This is a genomic window from Paenibacillus sp. J22P169 (assembly GCF_059691995.1).
On the sequence record NZ_JCAUAO010000001.1, the window covers coordinates 886,992 to 911,905 of the forward strand.

General features: G+C 46.6%; 19 protein-coding genes and 1 pseudogene. All 20 read right to left on the reverse strand.

The features are described 5' to 3' along the window. Positions 1-32: 32 nt before the first annotated feature. A complete protein-coding gene (locus AC58QG_RS04315; RefSeq protein ID WP_497360866.1) occupies positions 33-464 on the reverse strand; it encodes a hypothetical protein in 432 nt (143 codons plus the stop codon). A gap of 64 nt (positions 465-528) precedes the next feature. Continuing rightward, positions 529-984 (reverse strand): SRPBCC family protein, encoded by a 456-nt coding sequence (locus AC58QG_RS04320; protein ID WP_497360867.1) that lies wholly within the window; start codon positions 982-984, stop codon positions 529-531. 127 nt (positions 985-1,111) lie between these two features. Then, positions 1,112-1,804, reverse strand: a complete 693-nt coding sequence (locus AC58QG_RS04325; RefSeq protein ID WP_497360868.1) for a hypothetical protein — start codon at positions 1,802-1,804, stop codon at positions 1,112-1,114. Between the two features lie 454 nt (positions 1,805-2,258). Beyond that, entirely contained in the window at positions 2,259-2,744 is a 486-nt protein-coding gene (locus AC58QG_RS04330) for a hypothetical protein (protein WP_497360869.1), read from the reverse strand. A gap of 142 nt (positions 2,745-2,886) precedes the next feature. Beyond that, entirely contained in the window at positions 2,887-3,336 is a 450-nt protein-coding gene (locus tag AC58QG_RS04335; protein WP_497360870.1) for an NUDIX domain-containing protein, read from the reverse strand. 197 nt (positions 3,337-3,533) lie between these two features. Next, complete coding sequence (locus AC58QG_RS04340) at positions 3,534-5,987, reverse strand: hypothetical protein (RefSeq protein WP_497360871.1); 2,454 nt, start codon at positions 5,985-5,987, stop codon at positions 3,534-3,536. 381 nt (positions 5,988-6,368) lie between these two features. Further along, positions 6,369-6,569: an aspartyl-phosphate phosphatase Spo0E family protein gene (locus AC58QG_RS04345; RefSeq protein ID WP_497360872.1), complete on the reverse strand. Its 201-nt coding sequence runs from the start codon at positions 6,567-6,569 to the stop codon at positions 6,369-6,371. A 248-nt stretch (positions 6,570-6,817) separates the two neighbouring features. Further along, the gene (locus tag AC58QG_RS04350) at positions 6,818-7,621 is read right to left on the reverse strand and encodes a sugar phosphate isomerase/epimerase family protein (RefSeq protein ID WP_497360873.1); all 804 of its coding nucleotides are present in this window, start codon (positions 7,619-7,621) and stop codon (positions 6,818-6,820) included. An 18-nt stretch (positions 7,622-7,639) separates the two neighbouring features. Next, positions 7,640-8,695 carry a Gfo/Idh/MocA family protein gene (locus AC58QG_RS04355; protein WP_497360874.1) on the reverse strand — a complete coding sequence of 352 codons (1,056 nt, stop codon included), beginning with the start codon at positions 8,693-8,695 and terminating at the stop codon, positions 7,640-7,642. A 34-nt stretch (positions 8,696-8,729) separates the two neighbouring features. After that, positions 8,730-15,074: an Ig-like domain-containing protein gene (locus AC58QG_RS04360; RefSeq protein ID WP_497360875.1), complete on the reverse strand. Its 6,345-nt coding sequence runs from the start codon at positions 15,072-15,074 to the stop codon at positions 8,730-8,732. Between the two features lie 203 nt (positions 15,075-15,277). Then, positions 15,278-16,789 carry a sulfatase-like hydrolase/transferase gene (locus tag AC58QG_RS04365; RefSeq protein ID WP_497360876.1) on the reverse strand — a complete coding sequence of 504 codons (1,512 nt, stop codon included), beginning with the start codon at positions 16,787-16,789 and terminating at the stop codon, positions 15,278-15,280. 41 nt (positions 16,790-16,830) lie between these two features. Beyond that, positions 16,831-17,705, reverse strand: a pseudogene (locus AC58QG_RS04370) (SMP-30/gluconolactonase/LRE family protein). Continuing rightward, complete coding sequence (locus tag AC58QG_RS04375) at positions 17,702-19,012, reverse strand: neutral/alkaline non-lysosomal ceramidase N-terminal domain-containing protein (RefSeq protein ID WP_497360877.1); 1,311 nt, start codon at positions 19,010-19,012, stop codon at positions 17,702-17,704. The pseudogene AC58QG_RS04370 and the gene AC58QG_RS04375 overlap by 4 nt, the downstream one beginning before the upstream one ends. Beyond that, entirely contained in the window at positions 19,009-19,785 is a 777-nt protein-coding gene (locus AC58QG_RS04380; protein WP_497360878.1) for an IclR family transcriptional regulator, read from the reverse strand. The genes AC58QG_RS04375 and AC58QG_RS04380 overlap by 4 nt, the downstream gene beginning before the upstream one ends. Positions 19,786-19,830: 45 nt before the next feature. Continuing rightward, positions 19,831-20,619 (reverse strand): AAC(3) family N-acetyltransferase, encoded by a 789-nt coding sequence (locus tag AC58QG_RS04385; protein ID WP_497360879.1) that lies wholly within the window; start codon positions 20,617-20,619, stop codon positions 19,831-19,833. A gap of 28 nt (positions 20,620-20,647) precedes the next feature. Continuing rightward, positions 20,648-21,031 carry a RidA family protein gene (locus tag AC58QG_RS04390; RefSeq protein WP_497360880.1) on the reverse strand — a complete coding sequence of 128 codons (384 nt, stop codon included), beginning with the start codon at positions 21,029-21,031 and terminating at the stop codon, positions 20,648-20,650. Between the two features lie 27 nt (positions 21,032-21,058). Then, positions 21,059-21,892 (reverse strand): amidohydrolase family protein, encoded by an 834-nt coding sequence (locus AC58QG_RS04395; protein ID WP_497360881.1) that lies wholly within the window; start codon positions 21,890-21,892, stop codon positions 21,059-21,061. Further along, entirely contained in the window at positions 21,889-22,992 is a 1,104-nt protein-coding gene (locus AC58QG_RS04400) for a DUF4432 family protein (RefSeq protein WP_497360882.1), read from the reverse strand. Before AC58QG_RS04400 ends, AC58QG_RS04395 begins: the two co-directional genes overlap by 4 nt. A 26-nt stretch (positions 22,993-23,018) precedes the next feature. Continuing rightward, entirely contained in the window at positions 23,019-24,140 is a 1,122-nt protein-coding gene (locus AC58QG_RS04405; RefSeq protein ID WP_497360883.1) for a mandelate racemase/muconate lactonizing enzyme family protein, read from the reverse strand. After that, the gene (locus AC58QG_RS04410) at positions 24,137-24,907 is read right to left on the reverse strand and encodes an amidohydrolase family protein (RefSeq protein WP_497360884.1); all 771 of its coding nucleotides are present in this window, start codon (positions 24,905-24,907) and stop codon (positions 24,137-24,139) included. The genes AC58QG_RS04405 and AC58QG_RS04410 overlap by 4 nt, the downstream gene beginning before the upstream one ends. Between the last annotated feature and the right edge of the window lie 7 nt (positions 24,908-24,914).

The window sequence follows — 24,914 nt, forward strand, 5'->3', positions numbered from 1 at the left end:
GCTGTGGATCTAAGTTTCAATCTTTTCGATTGTCACAATCGGGACGCATGACTACGCGATTCAATGTACAAGGCAATTCCTGTTGCCAGAGCACCTACGCCCTCCCACACTCCCACTCCGATGAAGCGCATAGGAGCGAGATGAGAAAGTGCTGCTAATGTGAAGACCGTAAATGTGACCATTCGGAATGGGACAGTCCAGAAGTAGAAGGTTTTAAGATTTTTTAATGCAGCTAATATATAATACGCCCCCATGTTAAAGGAAGCCATGGATGAAGCCATCATAAAGACAAGCGTATAATCACCATTGGCACGTGCAGTAGGATCTACTACTGTGAAACCGAGAAGAGTTAATAGAAATTCGGGATAGATCAAGCCCACAAGTCCGAGTAAAAATGCTAGAGCCCCAAAGACGAACATTGTCCAGCCAGAAGCATCTTGAACACGAAGCGAAGTTTTTTTCATAGGATCAAGACTCCTCTCATTGTATGACTCATAAACAGTTATATGGTCACATAATTAAAATGCATCAAGTAGTTTTATCCGTTTCCAAAATTTTTTTGAGCGATTTTAGCATTTCACCGTGTGAAAATTCGATTTGTTTCATCACGAATCTCGCAATTAACGTAGAAACTTCAATGATCACTCGTTCTTCGACCCATGTTTCATTACCCGATTCAGAAAGGGTAATCGTATTTCTAATGTGAATCTTAGGTGAAGTAAACGTCTCCAGTATCAACTGCCGATTCTCCTCGATCGAAGTGAACGAAGCTTCGTACTTTTTATAAAAAGGGATTCGCCCAAACAGCATTATCTTGTCTTGAATTTCGACCCGGGTGCTCCCTGCACTTTCACTTTGAAGTGGATTAACGCCAATAATGAGTGGGTGTAGGTGGGTAAGATGTCCTGGATCCATCAGGTATGCGTAGATATCTGCGGCAGACGCCTGAATGGATATGCGATTTTGAAATGTGATGCTTTTCATGAAGACTCTCTCCTTGTGCCAAGAATAGGTAAACCACAACCGCTTCTTCTTCACTATACCTTCACTTTAATCTCTTCTCCAGACTTTCCCATTATCCTCCCCGTTACTTCAAGTCCATGTCATTATATTACTCAGCACCCTGAAGCTGAATCCAGACAGGTCCCAACCAGGAATCGATTCGACACCAATCTTGCCAAATTTCATTCACCATCACCTTTTGTGGGCTCAAAGCGGATCCCGTTTCCATACCATCTGGAGAACGAAAAAGCTTCGTAGTACTTACTAACTGGACTTCATTCCTGACCTCTCTTACCTCGAATAAAGCAGTGTAACGGGGTTCGATCCACCATTCTCCTTTCATCGTATCAATCAAGTAGCGGTTTTCCCACTTTGCTTTCACTTTTACAGTTTGTGGTGCCAATTGCATCCCTGTAGGATTGGTAAGACCTGGATCGCTATAGAGTGACTCCACACCGAAAATCTCCAATTTCGTATCGACCGACTTTTGATTCCCAAGTAGCGCGTTGTTTGGCATTATCCATGCATTTCCCAGCCAGGTCGAAATCAAGTAAATAGGTACCAAATATCCTTCTCCATGCCCAACTCTCCGTTGCTTGATGTCCAATATTGTAACCGTTTGAGAAGCTAGGATTCCGATAGTCTGCCCGTTTTCACCTAGCAAGTTTGTGTTTTCAAATAAGGTAATTGTCTTCGTTGGAGATGAATCCTCTATTGCAATTGTAGTTGTTGCGGATACCTCTTGAGCCGCCGCACACCCGAATAATGCTATAAATCCTAAAAGCAGCGCTCTTTTTTTCATGTCACAACTCCTTTTTATGTTGATTTTTGTTAGACGCTTCAATATTCAAAAATATTCCAATACTTAACAGAATCCTTCGCCTCCATTATTCCATTATCCTGCCTACAAATTGAATACGGCAGCTGATCTTATACCAGCTGCCGAGCGTTTCCATACAGACTTTGTGAAGGCAACCCGAAATCCTAACCTCTGCAAATTTCGAAATGAAGTTGTACCAAACTCACATTGAGACACAATCAGATTGCACCCTTTTGTTTTCGCATCTTTTAATCACCTATGCAACATGGCTTGTTGTAAACCCTTACCCCTAAATGCTGGAATTGTTCCTGCCATCGCCAGACAGCCTACCCCATCATCTGCCATGTACAACATAGAAAATCCAGCAGGCTCGTTTCCAAGGAATCCTAGGTATAACGACCAAGAAGGGTCGTGTTGCAGAAAGGAGAAAGATTCTTCATTCTGCAATAGTGGGAGGCAATTCTAAGGATTTACAAAAAATTTCACTAAATAATTGAACATCAACATCTTGTACTTTCAGGATTTGAGCAGAAGACTTTTCTATTTCAAATATGTTTGGTGCTGTTGTGTATAGGGCAGTATGAAACCCTTCCTGAAAAAAACCTTTTTGGCTGAGTTTTAATGTCATTTCATCAGATACATTTGTTGGAATGAGATCAATTTTAAAATCAGGATTACGGGAATCGTAAAATTTCAGAATTTGATCCAAAAAGGGCAAATCTGACGCCTCAAAACACCACAATTTGTTGAAATCATTGGGAAGTCCCATGACTGATAAAGCTGTAGATTGTCCAAACTTTCTTACCTCTACTTGATAGGGATTACCACTTCGGCTTCGAATTGCATTCATCCGTCCGAACATCACTTCAAAATCTGAAAGCTCAATGCGCTTAGCCAAATCATTCGTCAAAATTAGTTCCATTCGACCCTCACCTCATTCATATCCCTTTGAAAAAGGAAACCGATCCAACAATAATTTCAACAAATTAGTGGGATCTGCTCATACCAATTATTTCCATATGCTACCAATACTTATGTGATAAGTATTGCAGATATTCAACAAGTTAGTGAACTGATAAGAACTGATCATAAACAGCTTCAACGATATCTAGGAGTACTGTACGTAACCCTTTTCCTTCCATTCTTAAAATCATCTGGCTTGCGGTTTCGATATTCATGATAACACGCCCAGTTGTCTCAAAGCCTTTTGGCATTTCAACATACTCCTTAACTTTTGCTAAAACGAAAACAGTATATGTATCCGTACTTTCCCAATACCACGATGCAATAGGCAGTCTATATGGTTTTAAAATAAGACCCGCTTCTTCGATTGCCTCACGATCAAGAGCAGCATCTAAATCCTCATTATTTTCTATTCTACCACCAATCGTAGTAAGTTTTTTTTCATTTTTATCCCAAACCATAATAAGTGATCCGTCATCTGTTATGGGTATGCTGTGAATGCCCGCTATTCTTTTATCAGTCGGCAATACGCCAAATAATGGTTTCAACATGTACATCCTCCATGAAAAATGCGTCTTGTTATACGATGAAATAATTCCAGCTCGACACTATACAATCCTGCCCATTCGTTTAGAAAATGCAGTCGATCCACTGGTCAGATGCCTCCGCTATATTCCCGGTTTGGCTGGAATTCAAAAGGAGATCGCTACGGGAAGTACCCGAAAAGCGATCTCCAATAGAAACTGAATTAACGATATTCAGCACTTATGTTGAGTTTGCCTGTAAGTCCTGTCAGATCAATTGTCTCGTTATTAGCATTGAATTTGGTGTAGGTCTGACCATTTATCTTGACGCCGATTAGCTGTTTGTTTGCAGGTACCCGAAGCCGCAGCTGTAGTTCGCCAATTGGTTTCTGGCTAGGTATATCCATGTCAGCCGTTACTTGATTATGGTCGATTTTGGACGTAATGGTATAGCTGACAGGTCCGAATAAGGTAGGAGCATCCTTAACTTGAATTTTCTTGCCTTTCTCTAGCCAGCCCCTTGGGGTCGAAAAGCCCAGCTGCAAGCTTTGCGGCTCCCCTTTGTTGTTGGTCACATCATTGATTAGCATAAGCCGCAATAGTCTCAAAAAGAAGCCGTTGTTGGCGGAGTTCGGCGAGAGGTACATTCCCCGGTAATACTCGTTTGATCCCCAGCCGGTATCAAAGCTAGGCGGCGGACAAGGGTCTTTTGCACAGATGCCGAACTGCTTGGGCCATTTGGAGGCAAGTGGGCCAACGCTAGCAGCTTCGCCGGTAATAAAGGTGTTTCTTGTCATACCGTGAGCAAGTTGATTGTAAAGGCTCAGGACCATCTGATCGGATTGGTCGTTATCTGCCAAAAACTTAATGTGCTCAGCCTCGTAAACGTTGTTGATCGCGCCGTCCCGAACCTTTAGCAGCCCCATCAGACGAGATCCATGGTTATAGAGATATTGGAGCGTTGCTTTCGCTTCAGGAGTACCAGGAGCGTATACCTGAGCTGCGAATCCGTAATGAGCAACCAGATTCCAATAACTGCCCAGTACAGTTACTGGCAGATGGTCATAAGGATCTTCCTTATCCAGAAGCATTGCCTGCGTGAATAGGCTGCCATCCGACAATAAAGTGCTAGATTGTTTTATGGCTTTATCAAACCAGCCTCGCAGATCGTCTGCAATCGGGCCGTATTGGTTGGCCAGATCTGTTTGACCCAGTTCTCTCCATACGGAAACCATATTTTGCAAACCGAAGAGCGCCGTCCCAATTTGGTGCAGTCCATAGACTTTGTTCGGAACATCACTGGAGTATTGCTGACGTTCCAGCAGATGATTGGGATCGACAGCATGTTGGGCTGCTAGATCAACTGCATAAGCTTTGTACGCCTCCAGATTTTCGATAATCAGAGAAGGGTCGCCCGTTAATCGGTAATAGTCGGCAGCATAAGAAAGTTTCTCCCCAATTTCCCAGTTGCGACGGGCGATGCCTTTGGATTTGGGCAATAAGTCCTGCAGAGCTTGTTTATAAACGTTGGTGAATCCATAGCGTCCAAGCGTCCCCATTGTGGTACTGCTTTCCGGCTGATAAAAAGCCTCGTAAGCATTTCCCAAGCTATACCGCCAATTCATAAGCAGATCCTGAATCAAAAGGTTACGCTGGGCATCCATGATATTACTCTCAGGGACTTGGAAGAGATTTCCTTCCGACAACCTACTCTCCCAGTATGTCGTAGAATTGTCCCGAGCCTGTTCCTGTCCGCTTTTATCCGCTTGGACTGCGGGAGCATTGGCGATCGGGGTGACCGGTCTCACGACGTAGACGGAATCACCAATTCCATTATTTAGTTTATCAAGGTTGTAGACCAGATCAGAATTGCTGAACGTGGCACCGGGGCTGAAATACAGATAGGTGCGACCCTGATCGTCGATCAATTGATTCCCCTCTTGGTGAAGATTACAGTTGCTACATACCTGAAATCTGATGTTAGTAGGCTTGTGGTCCGTTTTCCCATGGCCGCGTTTGGCTGTAATTTTTATGTAGCTGGCCACAGTATTGGTACCTGGCATGTTGGTTGCGAGCGACTCCTCTTGATACTCGATCCCGTCATGATCGCGATATTGCAGCTGCAGGATCGGAAGATATCCCTTGTATAAGGCAGGAGTGCTTAGGTTGGCTAAACAAGATCCGAATTGCTCTTGACCACTCGCACCAACAAAAATTTTCGTGCTAAGACTAAGGTTATCAGCTTTGTTCGAGATAATCTGACTACCATCAGCTACGGTCAATGCCAAGTCTCCACGCTCGGTCGGCTGTTGCGGCTGCCCAAATGGGATATAGTAGACTCCTGTATCCGTTAAAAATCCTCCCTGCGCAGCCGGGGCAATTGCGTACATAATGGGTGTGAAAAAGTCCTTCACGTTGTCATAAGTGGGTCCTTCAGGTTTGGCAAGAATCTGCTGGCCGTAAACATCTTGTGTCGTAGTCAACGAATCGACTATACGATTCTTGTACTCGGTGCTCAGAGACGGTTCCTCTGTACCGGGCTGGCATCCAATATTTCCAGGTTTAAGTCCTATCACGATAGGCGATTCTGAACCTGCCGCAGAAGCTGGTAAAGTAGACGTCAGGAATAGGCATAGAAGAACGAAGCTCATGAAAAATGATTTGACTAGTTTTTGCATAAGTAAAAATCACTCCTTTACATGATGGACTTATCGTTCAAAGGCAAAAACGACCTATTTTACATGCATGATCACATCCCTTCGCTCGTTCTAAAATCTCGATTCCAGATCATGAAAGCCCCCTTTACCGATATATTCAGAGTAGTCAACGAGACTTGGTTTGAACATGTTCTTTAACTTTAAAACATGTCATTTTGTGCTCTAATTGTATATCTAGAAATCTCCCTGTTTATTTCCATTCTCATAGTTTGAATAAAACATAAATGAGACCCGTAAGAGTGCACTCTTTTCAAAGAGTCCATCATGCGGGTCACAGTTCAATCATTTTAGATTTATGTTCTTGTTCTCTTACAGAATTTGCTGGATAATCTCGTCGTATTCCTAGTAAGCAACTAATAATTTGTCATTTTGCTCGATCACTCGTAAAGTACCCAATTTCAGCTTCTGATATAAAGCGATGTATCTATCCAATTCGTGGCTAATTGCAACAACATTTTCATGTGAAAGATTGCATTGTACTAATGCTTCTTGAACCATTTGAAGACGCAGTGTTTCAATTTTTTCTAAGATGAATTGCTCCATTACATTTCTCCGTTCTTGTTCAATAAGTCGACATAGTTATTATAAAACAGATAGCTATAATAAAGTTGTTACTATTTGTCGAACGCCTAAAATAATATTTCGTATAAATTGTTACCTTTTGAATTTAAGTTTCAAACTATTTTGTCGTAAATTGAAAGATTCATGAAGGGAATAAACCTTGACGCCATTTGGCAATAAAAAAAGGAGCATATCAGCGTGATATGCTCCTCATTTCTTGCCGTGTTGCTTTAATTTTGTTGAACAAGGCTTTTCAAAAACTGTATCGATCGGTTCACGTTCTCTATCATCGATCGCTGTGGGTTCGTCTTGGGAGTATGCCATAGTTCCATGCCCATCCAACCTGTATATCGAATATCACATAGAATGTCGAAGAGCATGGGGATGTTAATTTCCCCATCAAGCAAATCCTCAGTCGGTGTAGTGCCAAACTGATTTCTTAAATGAAATGCGGCTATACGCTTAGGATAATTAAGAACCCACTGAATCGGGTCATGTCCCGCTGTGTGCGCCCAACCCGTATCTACACATAGCCCGACAAGCGGATCGGAAAAGTCGACGACGGAGCGCAAGTCTCCCTCAGCCAATGCGAAAGCAGCTGCATGGTTATGCAAGGAGACTGTTAGACCGAGAGGCTGCACCAAATGAGCAATCCTTGACATATTGTCCCCCTGTCGTTTGAGCTCCTCTTCTGACTTCTTCTGAGGGTTAGCCCACTCTCCCTTAGGGTTCGCGTTAAGAATCAAGTCGGTCCCTCCGGCTGCGACCAACCTATTTGCGGTGGATAAGATGGTTTCCTCGACCTGAAGTGCTTCGTACGGTTCATGCAGGGAAATCCCCAAATATGTGCCTGAAATTTTTAAACCATTTGACTGTACTATGTTTACAATTTCCTGTGTCGGTGTAACTTCAACAGCATCCAGACCCGCCTCTGCACAATCACGAATAATTGTTTCAAGGGACGTATCGCGTCCATCGGTTTTATAACGCTCCTGCCAGACATATAGATTCGAGCTATATCCGATAATGTTCATTGTTCTTACCTCCGCTTCTCAATAAATTGAGGAAATTGTACCCGTCTCAGAAGACTTGTAAATCGAGTCGATAATCATCTGAATGGTCAAGGAATTTTCCAGATTTGTGCCGGGCTGCCGGCGATCCCGAATCGAAGCGGCGAAATCCGTAATAGGGCCAGCATGAACAGCAGACCAGGTATCGGCGCCCTTCCAAATTGTATGCCGAATTACACCTTTCTCGGGGGAAGCCTCATGGAATATGATTTCTTTCTGGTCCGATGGAAGTAAGTGTAAATCTAGGGTTCCTTTCGTGCCAACAATTTGCCACGCATGCTCGCGGTTCCCAGGCATAATGGCACCGCGTTCAAAGTTGATGACCGTACCTCCCTTACATCCGATTAAAGCAATCGCGTGTGTTTCGGCATCCGATTCTTGCGCTATGTAAGATTCATACGGAGGCGAGATGTTCCATATACGGCCGAACACCGTTTCTGGTTTGAGCGACCATCCTGTGATACCAAGAATATAATCCAAATCATACACACCCCAATCGGCCAGGACTCCGCCTCCGTTCACTGATTTGCTGTATTGCCAAACAAGTGGCGGTGTTTTCGTCGGAGTTGCTGGAGCGATATTACGGCACCGGATCACCCGAAGTTCCCCAAGTGCGCCTGTGCTTACAAATGTAGCTGCAGCTTGAGCCGATTCGAAAAAAGTGAACCGAGACGAGCAGCATCCAGCAATTAAATCTCCTCTGGCAGCTATCATCCGGAGAACCTCATCCGTATCCATGCCTGCAGGCTTTTCCAGTAGAACGTGTTTCCCATTCGAAAACGCATTCAATGCAAGCTCATATCTGTATTTCGTTTGTAAGGCAAGCACGACCCCTTCGATTTCGGTGTCTGCTAGAAGCTCATTCGGATCTAAGTATACTTTATTAACTCCGAATTTTTCTGCGGTAGAAGTTGCCGCCATCTTATTGATGTCAGCAACCGCACATACTTGAATGTGATCGGACTCCACAGCATGCTTGATATGGTGCTGGGCGATCATTCCGCATCCAATAATGCCCAACTTAACTTTTCTACTCATGGGTTCCTCCTTCTATCGCAATAGATTTGCCATCTCAAGGACCATATTGCAGAAGTAATCGCGGAGCTAAATCCAGATTATTATGATCAATAGCATAGTCTCTGGAATAATAAATTACCTTTCCGGTTGCACCTTCCTCTGTCTTTTTAATAAGCCACCCAAAGCCTGCACCAGCCAATACGTCTTCAGTAACATCCCAAGTGACTTTACCGCTTAGATCGTTATAGTGGTTAAAACCAGCAGCTGTAGCATCGGCATATTTCCCGCCTTGCTTGCTTACTTTCCCTGGATTGAGCATATCCCATTTGTTACCATCATCATTTTGATTACTTATGTCTGTATCACTTGGACTGTTCCATGTCACTCCATATCCGGTCCCACGAACCTGTTGGTTAACTTCATCATTCGAACCATTTCCCTCCGTCCAATTCTCTAGGAGGCGATGTGCATCTACAGTGCGAGCTTCGTTTCTTCCCCAGTTATCTGAATTGTCCATAATAGTAAGTACGAGTGTGGCACTTCTCAGACCGACCGTACTAACTTGATCTAGGCCGTCAAATCCAACCAGGACACGGTTATTACCACTTGCTTGGAGGGTCAGATTTGGATTTCCACCTTCGTTAGTATTAGGTGAGCCTTGTCGTAAATAGCTATCCTTATTACTGAGGAGATTCCCGTTTACCGTAATTGTAAAACTGCCTGTTGCTGTGTTACCAGCTTGGTCTTGAGCCGAACAGTTCACCGTTGTAATCCCCAATGTGAAGGTGGAATCAGAGCTCTGAATGCAGGCTACAGCGATTGAACCATCCACGATGTCGTTGGCTGTTGCTGTAAAGGACACTGCAGCACCTGAAGGATCGGCAGCCTCAGCAGTCATATTTCCCGGAAGGGATAGCACTGGCGGTGATGCGTCCAGAACACCTTCCGTTTTGAAGGTCGAACCAACGGGTATCGTATTCACAAACGAATACGGGATAGAAGTCGGAGCTGGTCTGACATGTCTTAATACGTTTGGCTGAACTTCAACATAGTAGTCCGTATTCCGTTCAAGTTTATTCGGGAAGCTGACAACTAACTTCTTATCTTTATACGTATAACCTACCCCGGTCTTGAACTTAACCACAAAGTCAGTTCCCTCGACAAATGCTGTACCGTTATTACTTGTTCCTTTGTAAACTTTCACAATCCCTGCGAAATTAGGTCCTTCCAAAACTTGCGGAGTGCTTGTCGGTTCGCTCTTGTTGATGTCGCCAATGCTATCCCTGTTCAGGTACTCGACATTAAAACCGATCTCGATATCTGTTTCTACCGATACCCCGTTCGTGTCGTTAGATGGGGTTATAAACACATCGGGAGTATTGTCAAAATCCCATACATCCGCCCACCTTGCAGCGTCTAACTGTCTTGTTGTCAATACAGCATACGAATTTCCCTTAATACCTGTAACCTTATAGACGCCTCCAGCGGAGTTGGAAGATTGCGCTGACGCTGTACCAGATGCGGCGAGCTCGCCCTTCTCGGTTATCTTGCCATCGCCGTTCTCGTTCCACATATACACGTAGTAGGTCTTGGAAGTGTCAAGGCCTTCGACACTTATGTTGGTTACCGCCGTTGTAGACTGATTCAGAAGGAAGAAACTTTGCTCTAGACCGTCCGGACTCTCAAGGGCCGCGACCATCTTATTATTGGAACCACCGTCCCCAGTACCGCTACGGACTTTTACGTTATTCCAGCCTGATTCCGACGTCATGGATTGAAGCAAGAACGCCCAATATTCAGGACGAAGCTCATACCCATCCCTTGCGTCCCTAATCATGCTGTGGTCCTGGATGTCCCCGTCATATTTGGCATGGTAGATGTCCCACTTGCTAGTGCCGTCAAAGCCTAGCGCAGCCGACATAATGTTAAAACCTGATGTCTCGTAGGCGTATTTGATCAGATTAGCCTGGCTTCCGCTGTAGGCTGCGTTCATATAGCCTTTATTTGGACCAAACTCGGTGATTTGAACTGGCTTGCGTTGGTTTTCGGGCAGAGCGTTAATAATCGCCTGTACAGTAAGCAGCATGTTGTATCTCGTCGAACCGTCGAACCAATATCTGTGGATCGAGTATTCGTCAACCACGTCGTTAAGATTCTCCCCCATCAGCTTAAACCAGGCCGTCTGGTTTCCGGTCAACAGGTCGCCGCCTACAATCTTAACGAGATCTCTTATCCCCTCGTTCTTAAGGGCTATGTCAAGCGCCCTGTAGACTTGCACATACTTATCCATAGGAATGCCGTCGTTCGGTTCATTGTAAATCGTGAGGGCTTTAATGTTGGTATATCCTTTATCTACAATAAGTGTCTTCAGATGTTTGGCCCAACGCGACATACCTGTGCTGATATCCCAACTGGTATCACTGCTAGCCACAATCTGACCGTTCAACTCTGTGGCCGGATGCCAATACGTGAGATTTACGGCCGAGTGAGTGTCCAAAGCAAGCTGTAACGTTTTTTCGAGCGATTCGAAATTCAAGTCGCCGTAGAGCGCTGTATATCCCGAATTGCCGCCAGCCGCGTTATTGACATATGGAATCGCCCTTTGCGGGTCTGGGTCATAGAAAATGCGTGTATACTTCGGATTCAGATTAATGAGTTTATCTTCGAGATTTTTAATATTCGCATCCGTGGCGTCGTAAACCGTCCTATTGAGGTCGGAGAAAAGCTGATGGTTGTACTGTCCGCCCCAACCCATAAAATCTTCAACTAGGATATTGTTGTTGAAATCTTGCGAAACGGCTGGCTTGTAGACAAAGTTTGCGTTGGTCCCTTCAAGGGCCGAATCAGGTGCAGTCGGTGGATCGCCGTCAGGAGCAATAGCCTGTAAGTCAGGTATATTCGCAAGATATGGCTTGGTAATCGGCAACGGCGATAAGCTGAAGTCCGCTATGTTGGTGCCGTTTGCCAAAGTATTGTAAGGATTAGAACCCCATGTGTAAAGAATGTCGCCTTTCCAAGCGATAGCAGTATCATTAATTCCGTAGAAACCTTCTACGTCCGTAAGCGCGGTATTTTCGGTAGCAAACGGAACAACAGAAGTGTTGCTAACATCAGCGATACCAAGACCAAGCTTGGCACTCTGGTTACTGCCCCATACGTAGACCTTGCCATCGGAAGTTTTGACCATATAGGTGACATTGGTACCAGTGCCGAAGGCCAAGATATCGTCAAAAATAAGGCTTTCAGCATTCGGTATGCCGTTTGAAGCGTTGTATATGGCAGCATGCTTCTGTGGAACAAGGCTTGTTTTATTGTTCGCGAAGATACTGGCAAATAAGGCATAGACCTGACCTATATCGTCAAGCAAGATCGCCGTGCCGTTGACTGACGCACTGATCTGGACAAATTTGCGCCCCGATACAGGGTGAGCTACTTTCGTAAAACGATTAGCCGGATCGGATGAGAATTGATTAGTACCTGTACCTCCAAAGGCATAAATGTTTCCGTAATTTGTCAAAATAAGAGCCGAGGTCGTGCCAGCACCTACTACCTCAATAGCTTTTTCATTCGGTTCGGAAGTGAATGCAACTTTTCCGGGCTTGGCCGAATACCATGCTTTACCAGCATCCAAGTATTTGATCCCACTGGAGGCTTGCGCTTCCCAGGTCGATCTTAATACGCCTGGAGCTACAGCAATTCCTGGTAGATCACGACCAAGCCGATAGTCATTTGTCCACCCATTCGACTCATTGCCACCGTTGGCGGCCGATGCCTGACCCCACGACCATACCGCACCGTCCTTGTCTATTACATAAGTGCTGCCAACACTTGCTGTAAGAGAACGGCGACCTCCTGCAAAATTAATGGGAGTACTGTGGAAGGTAGATGGAGTAGCCCACTGAACAGATGCAGCGGAGTTCAAAATACCTGAACGCTCAAAGCCGTTTTTCCCCCAAGCAAACAGTTTATTGTTTTCATCATCCCAAGCATATAACAGGTTGCCCTGTGATGTGTAAATCATATCAATGCTGCTAAGTTCGACGCCCGTGCTCGTATAAGCCGATTTGAATACGCCAGTTAACCCTCCGTTCGGCATTGAAACTGAACCGTTCGCATAGATGCCGTTAGCGTTATTGCCGTTTACATATACTTTGCCGTCGGTTGTTAAAAGCGCAGTCGCGTTACCGTCAGAGTCCGAGCCACTAAAGGTAACAGCCTGCTTGATGACAGTTGACGAGAAGGCGGGCGGCGCGGTTGTTGTAAACTTGAAAACCATGTCTGTCGTTGGATACATGACATTATTGGGATCTTTAAATGCGTTAGCCTTAAGGATAAGAAAATAGTCCGTGTTATAGGAAAGTGCGGATACAGGCAAAATTCTCACCACAGTGTTCTGAGATTCAAACGAAGTGGTTGATTGGACTAGCGTGCCGGCGGACGTGCCCTGGCGCAGCTCGACCGATGAGTTTAAGTTGCCAATGTTTGTTAATGCGCCTGTGAAAGTAAGTGAAGGCTTTATATGGATCGAGACACCCGTTGTATTGTGAGCGGGCTGAGGTACAGCCGATAACTGTCCAACTGTTTTAAAGGTTGACCCTTGAGTTGCAACGGCTGTCCCTTTGAAATCCTTGAGTGTACCCCCTTGAATTTCTATATAATAATCGGATACTTCTTGAAGCGCGTTTGCAAATCTAACCGTGAGTACTTTACCAGAATTGGTAACCGTATAATCACTGGGGGCAAGTAAAGTTCCTGTATGATTCGTGCCCTTATATACCTTTACTGCATCAGCAAGCGAACTTCCGCTGGCAAGATAAAGGATCTTATTAAAGGTAATACTCGGAGCAACATCAAGAGCAGCTCCATTGGTACTATTTGCAGGTAAAAAGGAAACTGCAAGCGGCAATTCGTCGTTCACATGCGCAGCGAGCGATGGAATATTAACAAGTGCCGCTTCGTTAATAGGCTTCGGTGTGCCTTGTGAAGCGGTTGTGCCTATTCCAGAGCCGTTTCCAAGTTGATCAACGCCTGCATTATAACCCCACGTATAAATGACATTGCCCTTTACCGCGGCAGCCGTTGTCCGGTACATACTCATTAATTCAGCATCTTTTAAATAATCATTTTTTACCGCAGTTGTTATGTCTTTGCTTACCGCTGTCCCATCGCCGAAACGTACGCCATGTGGAGCTCCGCCATTTGTTGATGAACCCCATTCATATACCGTGCCGTCGTTTGCTGTGGCGAACATAATATGGTTGTTCGTTGGACCGAGAGCATACACATTTTTAAAGGTAATACCTGAAGCCGCATTCCCGTTAATACCGCCAGTTGTCCCGTTGCCATAGACAGCCGAAGGACGCGTTGCGGTGCTCGTGGCAGCCGAATACACATTATTTGCGCTGCCTGAGTTAAATGTCGTATAGATATAACCCTGATCGTCAAGCAGAATAGCTATCCCACTGGAAGATACACTCATTTTCACAAATTTTCTGCCTACATCTTTGTCAGGATGCTCGACTTTAACAAATATAGCGTTAGCCGAGCTTGATAGCCCTTTACCAAACCCATATAAGCTGCCTGTCTCAGAGAGGATATAATTAACGCCTGGCGTCTCGTCCGTACCGGCAACCGCTATCGCCCGCTCGTTTGGATTTCCGGGATTGAAGATAACTGGAGTTGGCAATACACTGCTAAGTGTCCCGTTCATTGAATAAACAGCTTCAGCAACGCTAATGTCGCGGCCGAGACGAAAGTCATATGACGCCAGGGTACTACTGCCACTTGAGCCCCAGGAATAAACCTTTCCATCGGTTGCTATTGTCAATATCGTACTGGGACTGGTGTTGGCAGAACCAGCTATGCCGCCTAAAGTCTGTTCGTGAGAGCCATCAAAGCTAATTCCAAGTTCCGATAGCGTCTTATTGCCATAAAACATTAATTCGGTTGCATATGTAACATCTGTTGGAGTTGTACCCGTACCACCGAGTACACCCAATTTACCTCCGTAAGCGCGCCCCCATCCATATAGTTTGTCATCGGACTGACTCCACGCGTACATCGTGCCGCTATTTTGGTAAATGCGCGTGATGTTGGTAAGCGGTGTACCTGCACCAGTTAAGACTTTTGTAAAGACTGTGCTTGCACCGCCTGTCGTACCATTCCCAAGCTGACCGTTCACGTTTCCGCCCAACATGTACACACTTCCATCAACCAAAAGTGCCGTACTGCCGAATGTAGCGGTGGAGTTCGAAGTATTCGCAACTACTTGTTGGATATGCTTTGTTGTGCCATCTTCGTTGGATATACTAGGATGCGCCGAGACGGGTATGACCATCGTCATTACAATGGCAATTGCAATGATAATACTAAGTACCTTACGAGTGAAACCTGTCCTCACGTTAAACCCTCCTCATATAATCGTAGTAGAGACCTCTAGCAGACACTTTCACCCCTTATCGTAAATCTCCCTCTTATTTTGAGGTATGGGTGAAACTTCAGAAGCATGGCATTTTATGAATCAATTTGAAGGAATGAGAAAAGGGACGACCCCCTTGGTCATCCCTAGTTCATTTGATCATATTTCATTTTACGAGGACTTCTTTATGTCGTTGACACTTCCCTCATTCGTTTGAAAAGCTTTAGCAATCCGTCTTGATGTTCGTTCATCCATTCCGCCAACTTTTCTCTCATGAACACGAGCGAGGATGCGTATGTTGGATTAGCAACCAGATTGGACATTTCATGCGGGTCCTGATCAAGATCGTATAGTTCGTCCAAGTCACCGCAATTGAAAACGTACTTTAGATTACTGTGCCGTATCATCCGCTGTGTGAAAAGCACATTTTCAAGGCCGGAGCATTCCGTCACAACGCAATCTGGCCAATCGGTGACGGGCTCTCCATCCAAAAGCGGGACGAACGAACGACCGTCCCGGGAGTTTGCCGATTCCCGTGGCACCCCAGACAGCTCTAGAATTGTGGAATACAAATCACAGGAACCGATGAACCGTTTTTCTCTTCGCATCTCTTGTTTGGACCCGGCTGGCTTTACGAGCAGCGGAATGCGGCAAGTCTCTTCATACATGAAGAACGCTTTATCGCTTAAGCCACCGTGTATACCTAGCGATTCGCCATGGTCGGCTGAGAAAATGATCGTCGTATTATCAAACAAATCGTTGCGTTTTAAATAATCGAGAAGTCTCCCTATCTGTTCATCAATCGAGCTCATAAAACCATAATAGTGCTTGACATAAGGTTCAAAAGCCGACCAATCCTTGGAATTGGCCATTCGGGCTTTATGAATCGACGGCTTATTCTCGTTGTTGTCGTAAAAGTTAGGCCATGGTTCCAGCTGCTGATCCCGGTATAGATCGAGATGCTTCGTCGGAGCCATATAGGGCTCGTGAGGCCCCCAAAAATTCAAGGCGAAAAAGAACGGGCTCTGGCGCCGTCGGAAACGGTCGATGTAATGAATAGCCCTCTCGGTTAAATAATACTCTACTGTCGATTCGATTGGAGACACGACCTCCGACGCGGTATGTACGTCAAAATTACCGGATAAAGTGTTTACTGTTTCGAATTTGAGATTATCCTCTTCCAAGTAATGAAGATAGGCCGGATATTCGTAACCGCCGTCCCCATGCCCAGGGAAATCGTCGCCTTCGTACCCCAAGTCGGTGGGCAGGCTGCGGATATTATATTGAAATTCGGGGAACGCAATCGATTTCTTGCCATATCGCCGGAAATCCTCGGTTTCGACAATCTCTTTTCCATGCCCTAGATGCCACTTCCCGGTGTATCCAGCACTATAGTCTTGCTTCAAGAGCTGGCGGCTGAGCAGCATCGGGTCATCAGGCAGCTCGCGGATCAGACAGTGAGCGCCATATGTATTAGCCTGCATGCCAACGTTGAACGGATAATATCCTGTTTGTAAAGACGCTCTGGCCGGCGTACAGATGGGGCAGCTTGCATACGCATTATCAAATACAACGCTTTCTTCCGCCAATAGGTCGAGATTAGGCGTCTGACATACCGTGCCCCCATAGCATTTCATCGTGTCGATTCTCTGCTGGTCGGTCAAAATCAACAAAATATTTTGGCGTTTCTCGTTCATTGCGCTATTCTCCTTTGCCAACGAAATACGAGCTAAGAATGCTACCCTCTGAAGAGATGTATGGGACGGCCTTTAATGCCGATTTTCGCACGGAACAAACCGCCTGCCGATGGTTGTTCTGCTTGGGCATCCTCCGATAAAGGAGAACTGGCTGACGTGATGTACAATTCGTCCATATCCTTACCGCCGAAGACGCACGATGTTACATATTTTACCGGCAATTCAACGACGGCCAATCGCTCTCCTGTAGTAGGATTCCACCTGCTCACTTTCCAGCCCCCCATTCGGCCACCCAGATCATGCCTTCTTCGTCAGAGGTCATCCCGTCAGGTAATATCTCCGTCCCCTGATAAGGGATTACCGTACGTTTATCGGACACTAGTCCCGTTTCTATGTCAAAATCAAACGCATCCACTCGGTAGGCAAGTGAATCGATATAGTACATCGTTTTTTCGTCGATGGACCAAGTAATACCGTTGGAGCAACCAATGCCTGAATCTAATTCCCTGTAACTCCCATCAGGATAGAAAACATACAGTGCCCCATCCCGCAAATTGCCCTTAGATGCAGTTCCTGCAAAAAAACGGCCCTTCGGATCACATTTTCCGTCGTTGAACCGAGTATGGGGAAGGTGGCTTTCGGGATCACATACAAATTCCATAGTTTCGTCTGCAGGATTGTAAAACGCCAATCCTCGTTCACCAGCAAGGAGGAGTCCTTCGCCCATCCTTAGTGCAAATGAAGCTACCTTCATAGGCAGCTTTCGAATGCGGTGAACCCCGCTGGAAGGTATATAATTGTGCAGTGTGCCTTCGTCATAATCAATCCATAGTACCTGTTGCCCGGAAGAGTCCCATACAGGCCCCTCCCCTAAGGAACAATGTGCATCAACAGCAAGTTCAGCCGTGTATCTCATGGCGTCTCCCCTATTTTCAATTTTGACAATACGGTTTCCGCTGTATATTCAAACAATTGCTCGATGTTACGATCCCAACGAGACGGATAACCCCAAGTCCTCCAAGCATCCACTTCGTAGCCCCCCTCATCGTACATGGATCTGCGCGGAATATAGCCGATCTGAGAGTGGCAATAACCTAACGTGATCAAACGTAGTTTGGGATGACGCTCCTTTAGACGCAGACCATATGCAGCTACAACTTCACCAGGATGACCTAGAATGTAAATATCGCCGAGTCGAAGTCCGTGAACGCGTGCTTCGATATTGAGTGGCCAGACGGGTTCTCCTGGAAAGCGCTGCAAAAGAAAGTTCGCCCAGCGGGAATCTCCAGCATGCTCCCCTTTTGCACGTTCTTCAAGTTCAATTCTCGTGGGAAAATGTTCGAAGGTCGGATAACAACTTTCGGAAAGGCCAGCCAGCGTATCGTCGCTCACAGGCTCCATTCGATGTGCTAATGTGAGCAGCACCTTCCAGGCTAGACTCCGTCCGGCAGCCTCTACATCCTCCCACTGATCTTGGAGAAGATAGCGTTCCTTCTCGCTGCTGACTACGCCGACAACGGCATCGGCCCCACAGCCCTGAAGAAACATCGCTCTGCTCCCCGGGATGCGATTCTCAATTAATCTCCGTGCCACACCTGGAAATTCTGCTGAAATGAGAAGCCCATTGGTCATGGTGGGGTGACAGGCATAGCTAAACAGGACGAGTTTGCAGCTTCCGTCGGAACGACTTGCTCTCACCACAGGAACTTCATGATCTACTACGCCGTAAGGATTTGCAGCAAATACATTTTGACCGTCCACAATGAGACGTCGGGAAACCGCTAAATCGCTGCTCCCCGTGCCGAAAAATAACGAGACTGGTTCCATATCGTCCCTGGCCGATCGGCTTAGTTCAATAATTGCCTCTATAAGACCATTGAAATAATCAGATGAAAATACCGCGTGCTCAAAGCCTGGAGTCGGCTCCCGATACAGCGGAGCACAATGGGTGTGTGTCCAGTGAACCAACACTTGATCAGAACGAAGACCCCATTGTTTTTGAAGCCGCTCCTGAAGCGAATCCGTCCAACTTCGGGTTAAGCCAACTTGATCGACTACGATGACTACATGCTCTTCTTCACGATCTGATCTTTGCAGCCACATAACTTGAGCTCGGAGGTGATCTCTCACCCCCGTTGACGGTGACGTCCGGTTGGAAAAACCACCGAGCCAAATCCCAACGGGAGGTGTAACGGTGCACTCCGAAAATCCTAATTTTATCATCCTGTTCCTCCGAGTGCTGATGATATCTGCCCTGCCATATGAATAATCTTAGAGCTGAGCTCGGCAAACCGAGATGTCGGCATGTCACGAGCAAGAGCGATGATACTGATGGAAGCCGTAACATCACCTGTGTGATTCCGTATTGGTGCTCCAATACAGCGTACGCCAAGCACTTCTTCCTCGTCCTCAATCGCATAGCCTGTTTCTCGTACGGTTTGCAGCATCGCCTTTAATTCGGACAAAGTAGTGGCTGCTTTGTCCGTTCCTCCTCCGAGACCTCGAACCGCAATAATCTCATCCGTTTGCGGCTCGGGCAGAAAAGCGGCGATAGCCTTGCCTACTGCTGTTAAGTGCAACGGGGAGCGCTTGCCAATATAAGTGTCGAAGCGGATGAAGCTGGTGCCCTCGACTTTTTCCAAATAAACGACATCCAACCCGTCCAGCGAAGCAAGGTGGACCGGATAACCTGTATCGTCACGTAAAGCCGTCATAAAGGGGAGCGCGATCGCGCGAATATCCATACTTTTCAAAACTTGACTGCCTAAATGAAAAAGCTTCAATGTCGCCCGATATTTACCCTCGGACATCTTTTCCACGTACCCTTTCATCTCCAAGTTATCTAGGAGAACAAAAGCGCTGCTTTTAGCAAGGGAAAGTCGTTCATAAATATCGACAAACCGAAGCCCGTCAGGGGAGGCACTTAAAAGCTCAAGAATTTTGAAAGCTCGATCAACATTTGGGATTAATTGGGATTTTGATACTCGTTTATTCATTTGAACCCACCTTCTCTATCTCTATGATGCAATTAAACCAACGTGCTATCGCCATAATCTCTCACGACTCCTGCTGCAGCGATAACAAGTTGGATCACTACAGAGTAGGGCTGCATCGTCCAAGCGCAAAAGCTCTATCGTGGCAGATATGACTTCGTCGCCCGGTATCCACTGGACTAGCGCTTTGCCTATAAGGCCATCCTGAATGACGCTGCGCTTCCGCAGTAAAGCCTCAATGACGCCAAAAGCTCGGCTGCACCCTGGAGGATCTAGTAATTCCACGTCCATTTGAACGGAACCGAAAATCGGAATACGAGTTGAATCACTTGGACGAAAAGGAATGTCCAAATAGGGCATTTTGGCATAAGCCTCACCTACATGGACCGTTGAATTGCTCGTATGACCAACACCAAGTAAAAGAATTCCGCCGCCCATTTTAGCCACTTGATCTAACGGACTGTCTATACCCAGGCCTGGTTTCAAAAAATGATTCTCGCACAGAGCGGCAGCCCCGTCCCCTATTGCAGTAATGGAATGTGTAGGATGTAGGGACCGCACGGCACCGGGACGTTTGCGAAGCACTTCGGATAATATGCCAGTTTTACTAGGGGAAATAGCTGGATTAAATCCTTCGTTCTGATAGGTAAATGTAGGCATAACAAGCAAGCCTTCGCTGCCGACACAAGATAATAGCGCATCTAGGACGGTATCTGCACCGCCGTCAATAGGCCCAAGATTACGCAAAGAACTATGGACGACAAGACGTGTTCCCGTATGAATCCCCAAGCTTCTAAAAGACTTGATAAGTGATTCTATCGTAAGTGGCTTCATCATCGCACCTCCCCCATTCCGGCTTTAGAAGCTAATTTTGAATCGGTGCATAGGCAACGACGTCAATTTCCACCAACGCTTTGGGCAAATAACTGCCAACAGTTGTCCTAACAGGTTTTGGATCCGAAAAATAACCTTCATATACTTCATTAAAAAGTGCAAAATCACTCATATCTTTCAAATGTACGGTAGACTTCACCACATCTTCAAAAGTTGCTCCGCCTGCCTGAAGAATAGCATGGACATTTTCCAATGTACGAGCTGTTTGCTCCTTTATGCCCTCTGCAAGCTCTCCAGTTACGGGATGACGCCCAACTTGACCTGAAACGTACACGAAATCCCCAACCCTTAACCCTTGCGAATAAGCACCTACGGGTAACGGCGCTCCATCGGTTAAAATGGCTTGTTTTTTCATCGTACCTCCTCCTTCTACTCTAAGAATTTATACTAAATTCAGCTCTGCCAAAATATTATTGTTCAGCAGCGCTTCCATATCTTCTGTCGTAAAGCCTGGAAAAGGCATCTGCCCAGCGTATTCTGTCATTTTACGAAGTCCTTTAACCGAGTCTTCAAAGTTGCAAATCGGATAATCGGTTCCGAAGATCAGCTTTTTCCAAACGCCATACTCTTTGCAAAGCATTAGGGAATTATAAAGCTGCCACGGTCTATAGTAAAGTGCCGATACATCGGCGTACACATTGGGATGTTTGCGAATTACACTGATCGTTTCGGCTTCCCACGGATGACCTAGGTGAGCGATAATGATCCGCAGCTCAGGGTAGGCTAGAGCAACTTGTTCTAATTGTTCGGGGTGAGCCCATTTCATAGGGGCCCTTTGCGGAAATGTCGTGCCTTGATGGGTGAGAATCGGAAGCCCGTTGTCCTCGCAGTATCGGTAAATGCGCAGCATACGCTCATCCATAGGATCGTAAGCTTGATAGATGGGGCTAGTCTTCAAACCCTTCATGCCCAGATTCTGATGGCATTCCTTCAATTCGTCCAATGCATTGTAATCATGGGGGTCGACGCAGGCAAATCCGATCAGCTTCTGAGGGTCCCTTTGGCAATATTCCGCTACATATTCGTTAGGGACATTAAAGCCCAGATGCCGGCTGCGAAAAGCTAGCACAATACATTTGTCCACATTTTTCATCGCTTCATAGTGTTCATCCGGCGTCGTGCGCTGTACTGGCTTGCCTCTCATTTTGAAGCCCTCTGCCAAATACGCTGGGCTATAATGCTTAGGCTCACCCAAGTGAGTGTGATAATCAATCATAGATCCTCGCCTCCATCCTGATATTGTACGTTCCCATCCGGTGTGATCCGTTGCAAATTCCCTTCATAGGCAAAAGCTACCGCGTTAAATGTGACGGATTTCTTTTCGTATGGGGTAAAAAGCGAAGCGGTGCCATTGGCAACCGCGCCAGTAAGTCCTGGCAACTCCGACCCTGGAATGCTGCTGAAAGGCTCAATCCCCATCGTGTAGGCTCGACCGAACCATGGAGCGCCGGTTGTTCCACCGAATTCTTGCCAAATCCACAGATGCGGCCAAACCTCGAGAGGCCAGCTCATGCCAAAGCCCATTCCGAGCTTTGGGTTACATGCTGCTACCCAGCCTTCTTCTAGCTCAGCAGCAAAAAGCATATCAGCAGCCAGCTGCTCGCGAGGCGGCATTTGTCTTAAATCGACTTGCTGACCGTCTCTTCCCGGCAGAAAAGGCCATTCGCCGGATGTCCCAGGCACAACCCGTCCGGGCGAGTCTTCTCCGCCTGGCGAACGGGTAATTCGGCAAGGGGGTAAATGCAGCTCCAATTCCGGACCGAGGAAAGGCTCACCAAGCGCTGGATGTTGACCCCACATGCAATGAACTTCTACGGGGCTAACATTTTCAACCGTTTCCCGAATTTGCAGAGCACCGCTTCCCCGCTTGAGCCGCAGTTCTCTTTCCATTCGGAAAGGCAAACGTTGCGTCTCTACACGCATCAGCAGGGCGACCTCGTCGGGCGTATCCAAGATCACTTCGTACTCCCAAGCCATCAGACTGGCCTCGCCATGCATGCCTTGCTCAGCCCCCTTGTAAGTGGAAGCTGTACTTCCCGCCGGAAAGATCACTTGCCAGCCACCCGGATAATGATCTATCCAGTTACCGCGAGGGTTGGATGTGGTTGGAACCCAGTTCCCCCATGTCCGCATTCCCCAAGGAGCCCGATACATCACATCTACATCCAAGGGTTTGTAACGAAATTCAACAATGCTGCCCCCCTGATCTAAAAGAAGAGTTACAGCTAATCGTTCATTCTCCATTACAGCCATCCGATGCCCCTGATACATGACATCACAGCTGATACGCGCTCCGTTGCTCCTTGGTAAATACACGGTCTCTCCTCCTTGTCCCTCGGGCTTTATTTGACTCGGTAATGCTCGACCTTTTCCTCGTCCAACTTCACGCCTAACCCAGGCCGATCGAGAGGTCTAGCCTCGCCTCCTTGGATTGGCAACGCTTCTTCTAAGAGCATATCTGCATAGAAAAAGGGTCCCAAAATATCACAAGGGTACTCCTCCGCGCCGATCCCCGGAGTAGCCATCGCAAGGTGAATCATCGCGCTGCTTGCTACGCCAAGCTCAAGATTGCTGCCCACCGTACAGGTAAGTCCAGCTGCTTCCGCAACTGCGGCAGCTTTTCTTGCAGGCCCGATGCCTCCGCCTTTTCCAATATAAAGGGAAAATACATCTGCTGCTCCAGAACGAGCTAACGCCAAAGCATCTTGGAGAGAGTATAGACTTTCGTCGGCGATGATCGGTACGTTCACTTGATTTCGCACATCGGCTAACCATGACATATCAAGTGAAGGTACTGGTTGTTCAGCAAAATAGATGCCTTCTTCGGCTAGACGTCTAATCGTAGTAACTGCCGCACGGGGCGACCAACCGCCATTCGCATCAACGCCTAAACGGATTGATGGTCCAATCGCATTCCGAACCGCTTTCACGCGAGCAATATCATTCTCGGGTCCTGTTCCAACTTTGACCTTCATGGTGCGGAAGCCTTGTTCCACAGCCCATACAGCGATTTCCGCAGCCTGCGCGGGCTCAACTCCCGTTATAGAAAATTTAGTAGGCACGAAATCTCGTACGGGTCCTCCTAAGAGTTGATAGATCGGCAAATTAGCGGTTTTCCCTAAAATGTCCCATAAAGCCATTTCCAGTGCTGCCTTCGTGAAAACGTTATGTGCAATACGTTTCTGCATTTTTTGTGTTAACCGCTCAATATGTAACGGATTTTCCCCGATCAGCAAGGGACCCAAAAAATGGCGGATGAAATGAGCCGCTGTAACGCTATCCTCTCCGCTCCAACCTGGGGTGCAGGACACTTCACCGAGACCGGTGATCCCTTCGTCCGTATGGACTTTAACCAATAGAAACGGTGAAACCAGATGGCTTCCCCGACCCGATCGAATGGCTCGTTCCGGATGTATGGGAACCTGAACGGGAATGGTTTCGATATTGGTGATCTTCATATTCATTGTGATCCCTCCTTCCCATCCATCCCTAATAGACGAATGGCATTGGGGCCTAGAATCTGTGTTTTCGATTCTTCAGGAATATCGAGTAATTCAAATTCTCGGAACCGGTAATCGACATACGGTTGTTGCGGCTTATGAAACAATCCTCCGTCTGTGCCGAATACGATCTGCTCTAACGGAACTTCAGCCACAATCTGTTCCATGGCAAAAGGGGGCGTTGAACACATGCACAGGTACACGTTACGGTGCCGTCTTCCTGCAGCTATCGCTTCCAGCCAAAGATCATGCAACCCTGCATGGCCTAGCAACACCTTTAGCTTTGGATGCCTAACAGCCAGCTCAGCGATTTGAAGTGAGGAAGCGTATGGCGGTGTACCGTCGTGAAAAAGGATAGGAATACCCAGCTCTGAGGCTATTTCGCATACTGGTGCCATGAAAGTTTCTAAAGGACTGAACCCTTGCAGCCAGTTGTGCAGTTTCACACCTCGCATCCCTAATTCGGTTACACAGCGATATACTTCCTCAGCAGCTCCTCGCCGCCTAGGGTCTACTGTGCAGAAGGGAACAAGGCGATCCGGGAATGGCGAACACCACTCGGCTAAATAATCGTTGCACGCTTTGGCGTTCTGCCAAAAGCCATCAATGGTAAATATCACACTCATGTCGATGCTGAGCTCGTTCATATACGCAACATACTCTGCTGCCGAAAAGGGATAGGTACCGTCTTCCCGCCTAGCGGGTTGGTGTACGTGAAAGTCTATTCTCATATCATTG

Bases quoted from the DNA above. Each gene is read 5' to 3' on its own strand.
- AC58QG_RS04395 (WP_497360881.1), bottom strand. From the start codon at position 21,892: ATGATTGATTATCACACTCACTTGGGTGAGCCTAAGCATTATAGCCCA.
- AC58QG_RS04355 (WP_497360874.1), bottom strand. From the start codon at position 8,695: ATGAGTAGAAAAGTTAAGTTGGGCATTATTGGATGCGGAATGATCGCC.
- AC58QG_RS04330 (WP_497360869.1), bottom strand. From the start codon at position 2,744: ATGGAACTAATTTTGACGAATGATTTGGCTAAGCGCATTGAGCTTTCA.
- AC58QG_RS04325 (WP_497360868.1), bottom strand. From the start codon at position 1,804: ATGAAAAAAAGAGCGCTGCTTTTAGGATTTATAGCATTATTCGGGTGT.
- AC58QG_RS04410 (WP_497360884.1), bottom strand. From the start codon at position 24,907: ATGAGAATAGACTTTCACGTACACCAACCCGCTAGGCGGGAAGACGGT.
- AC58QG_RS04385 (WP_497360879.1), bottom strand. From the start codon at position 20,619: ATGATGAAGCCACTTACGATAGAATCACTTATCAAGTCTTTTAGAAGC.
- AC58QG_RS04315 (WP_497360866.1), bottom strand. From the start codon at position 464: ATGAAAAAAACTTCGCTTCGTGTTCAAGATGCTTCTGGCTGGACAATG.
- AC58QG_RS04405 (WP_497360883.1), bottom strand. From the start codon at position 24,140: ATGAATATGAAGATCACCAATATCGAAACCATTCCCGTTCAGGTTCCC.
- AC58QG_RS04340 (WP_497360871.1), bottom strand. From the start codon at position 5,987: ATGCAAAAACTAGTCAAATCATTTTTCATGAGCTTCGTTCTTCTATGC.
- AC58QG_RS04365 (WP_497360876.1), bottom strand. From the start codon at position 16,789: ATGAACGAGAAACGCCAAAATATTTTGTTGATTTTGACCGACCAGCAG.
- AC58QG_RS04390 (WP_497360880.1), bottom strand. From the start codon at position 21,031: ATGAAAAAACAAGCCATTTTAACCGATGGAGCGCCGTTACCCGTAGGT.
- AC58QG_RS04380 (WP_497360878.1), bottom strand. From the start codon at position 19,785: ATGAATAAACGAGTATCAAAATCCCAATTAATCCCAAATGTTGATCGA.
- AC58QG_RS04335 (WP_497360870.1), bottom strand. From the start codon at position 3,336: ATGTTGAAACCATTATTTGGCGTATTGCCGACTGATAAAAGAATAGCG.
- AC58QG_RS04345 (WP_497360872.1), bottom strand. From the start codon at position 6,569: ATGGAGCAATTCATCTTAGAAAAAATTGAAACACTGCGTCTTCAAATG.
- AC58QG_RS04350 (WP_497360873.1), bottom strand. From the start codon at position 7,621: ATGAACATTATCGGATATAGCTCGAATCTATATGTCTGGCAGGAGCGT.
- AC58QG_RS04375 (WP_497360877.1), bottom strand. From the start codon at position 19,012: ATGATAAAATTAGGATTTTCGGAGTGCACCGTTACACCTCCCGTTGGG.
- AC58QG_RS04320 (WP_497360867.1), bottom strand. From the start codon at position 984: ATGAAAAGCATCACATTTCAAAATCGCATATCCATTCAGGCGTCTGCC.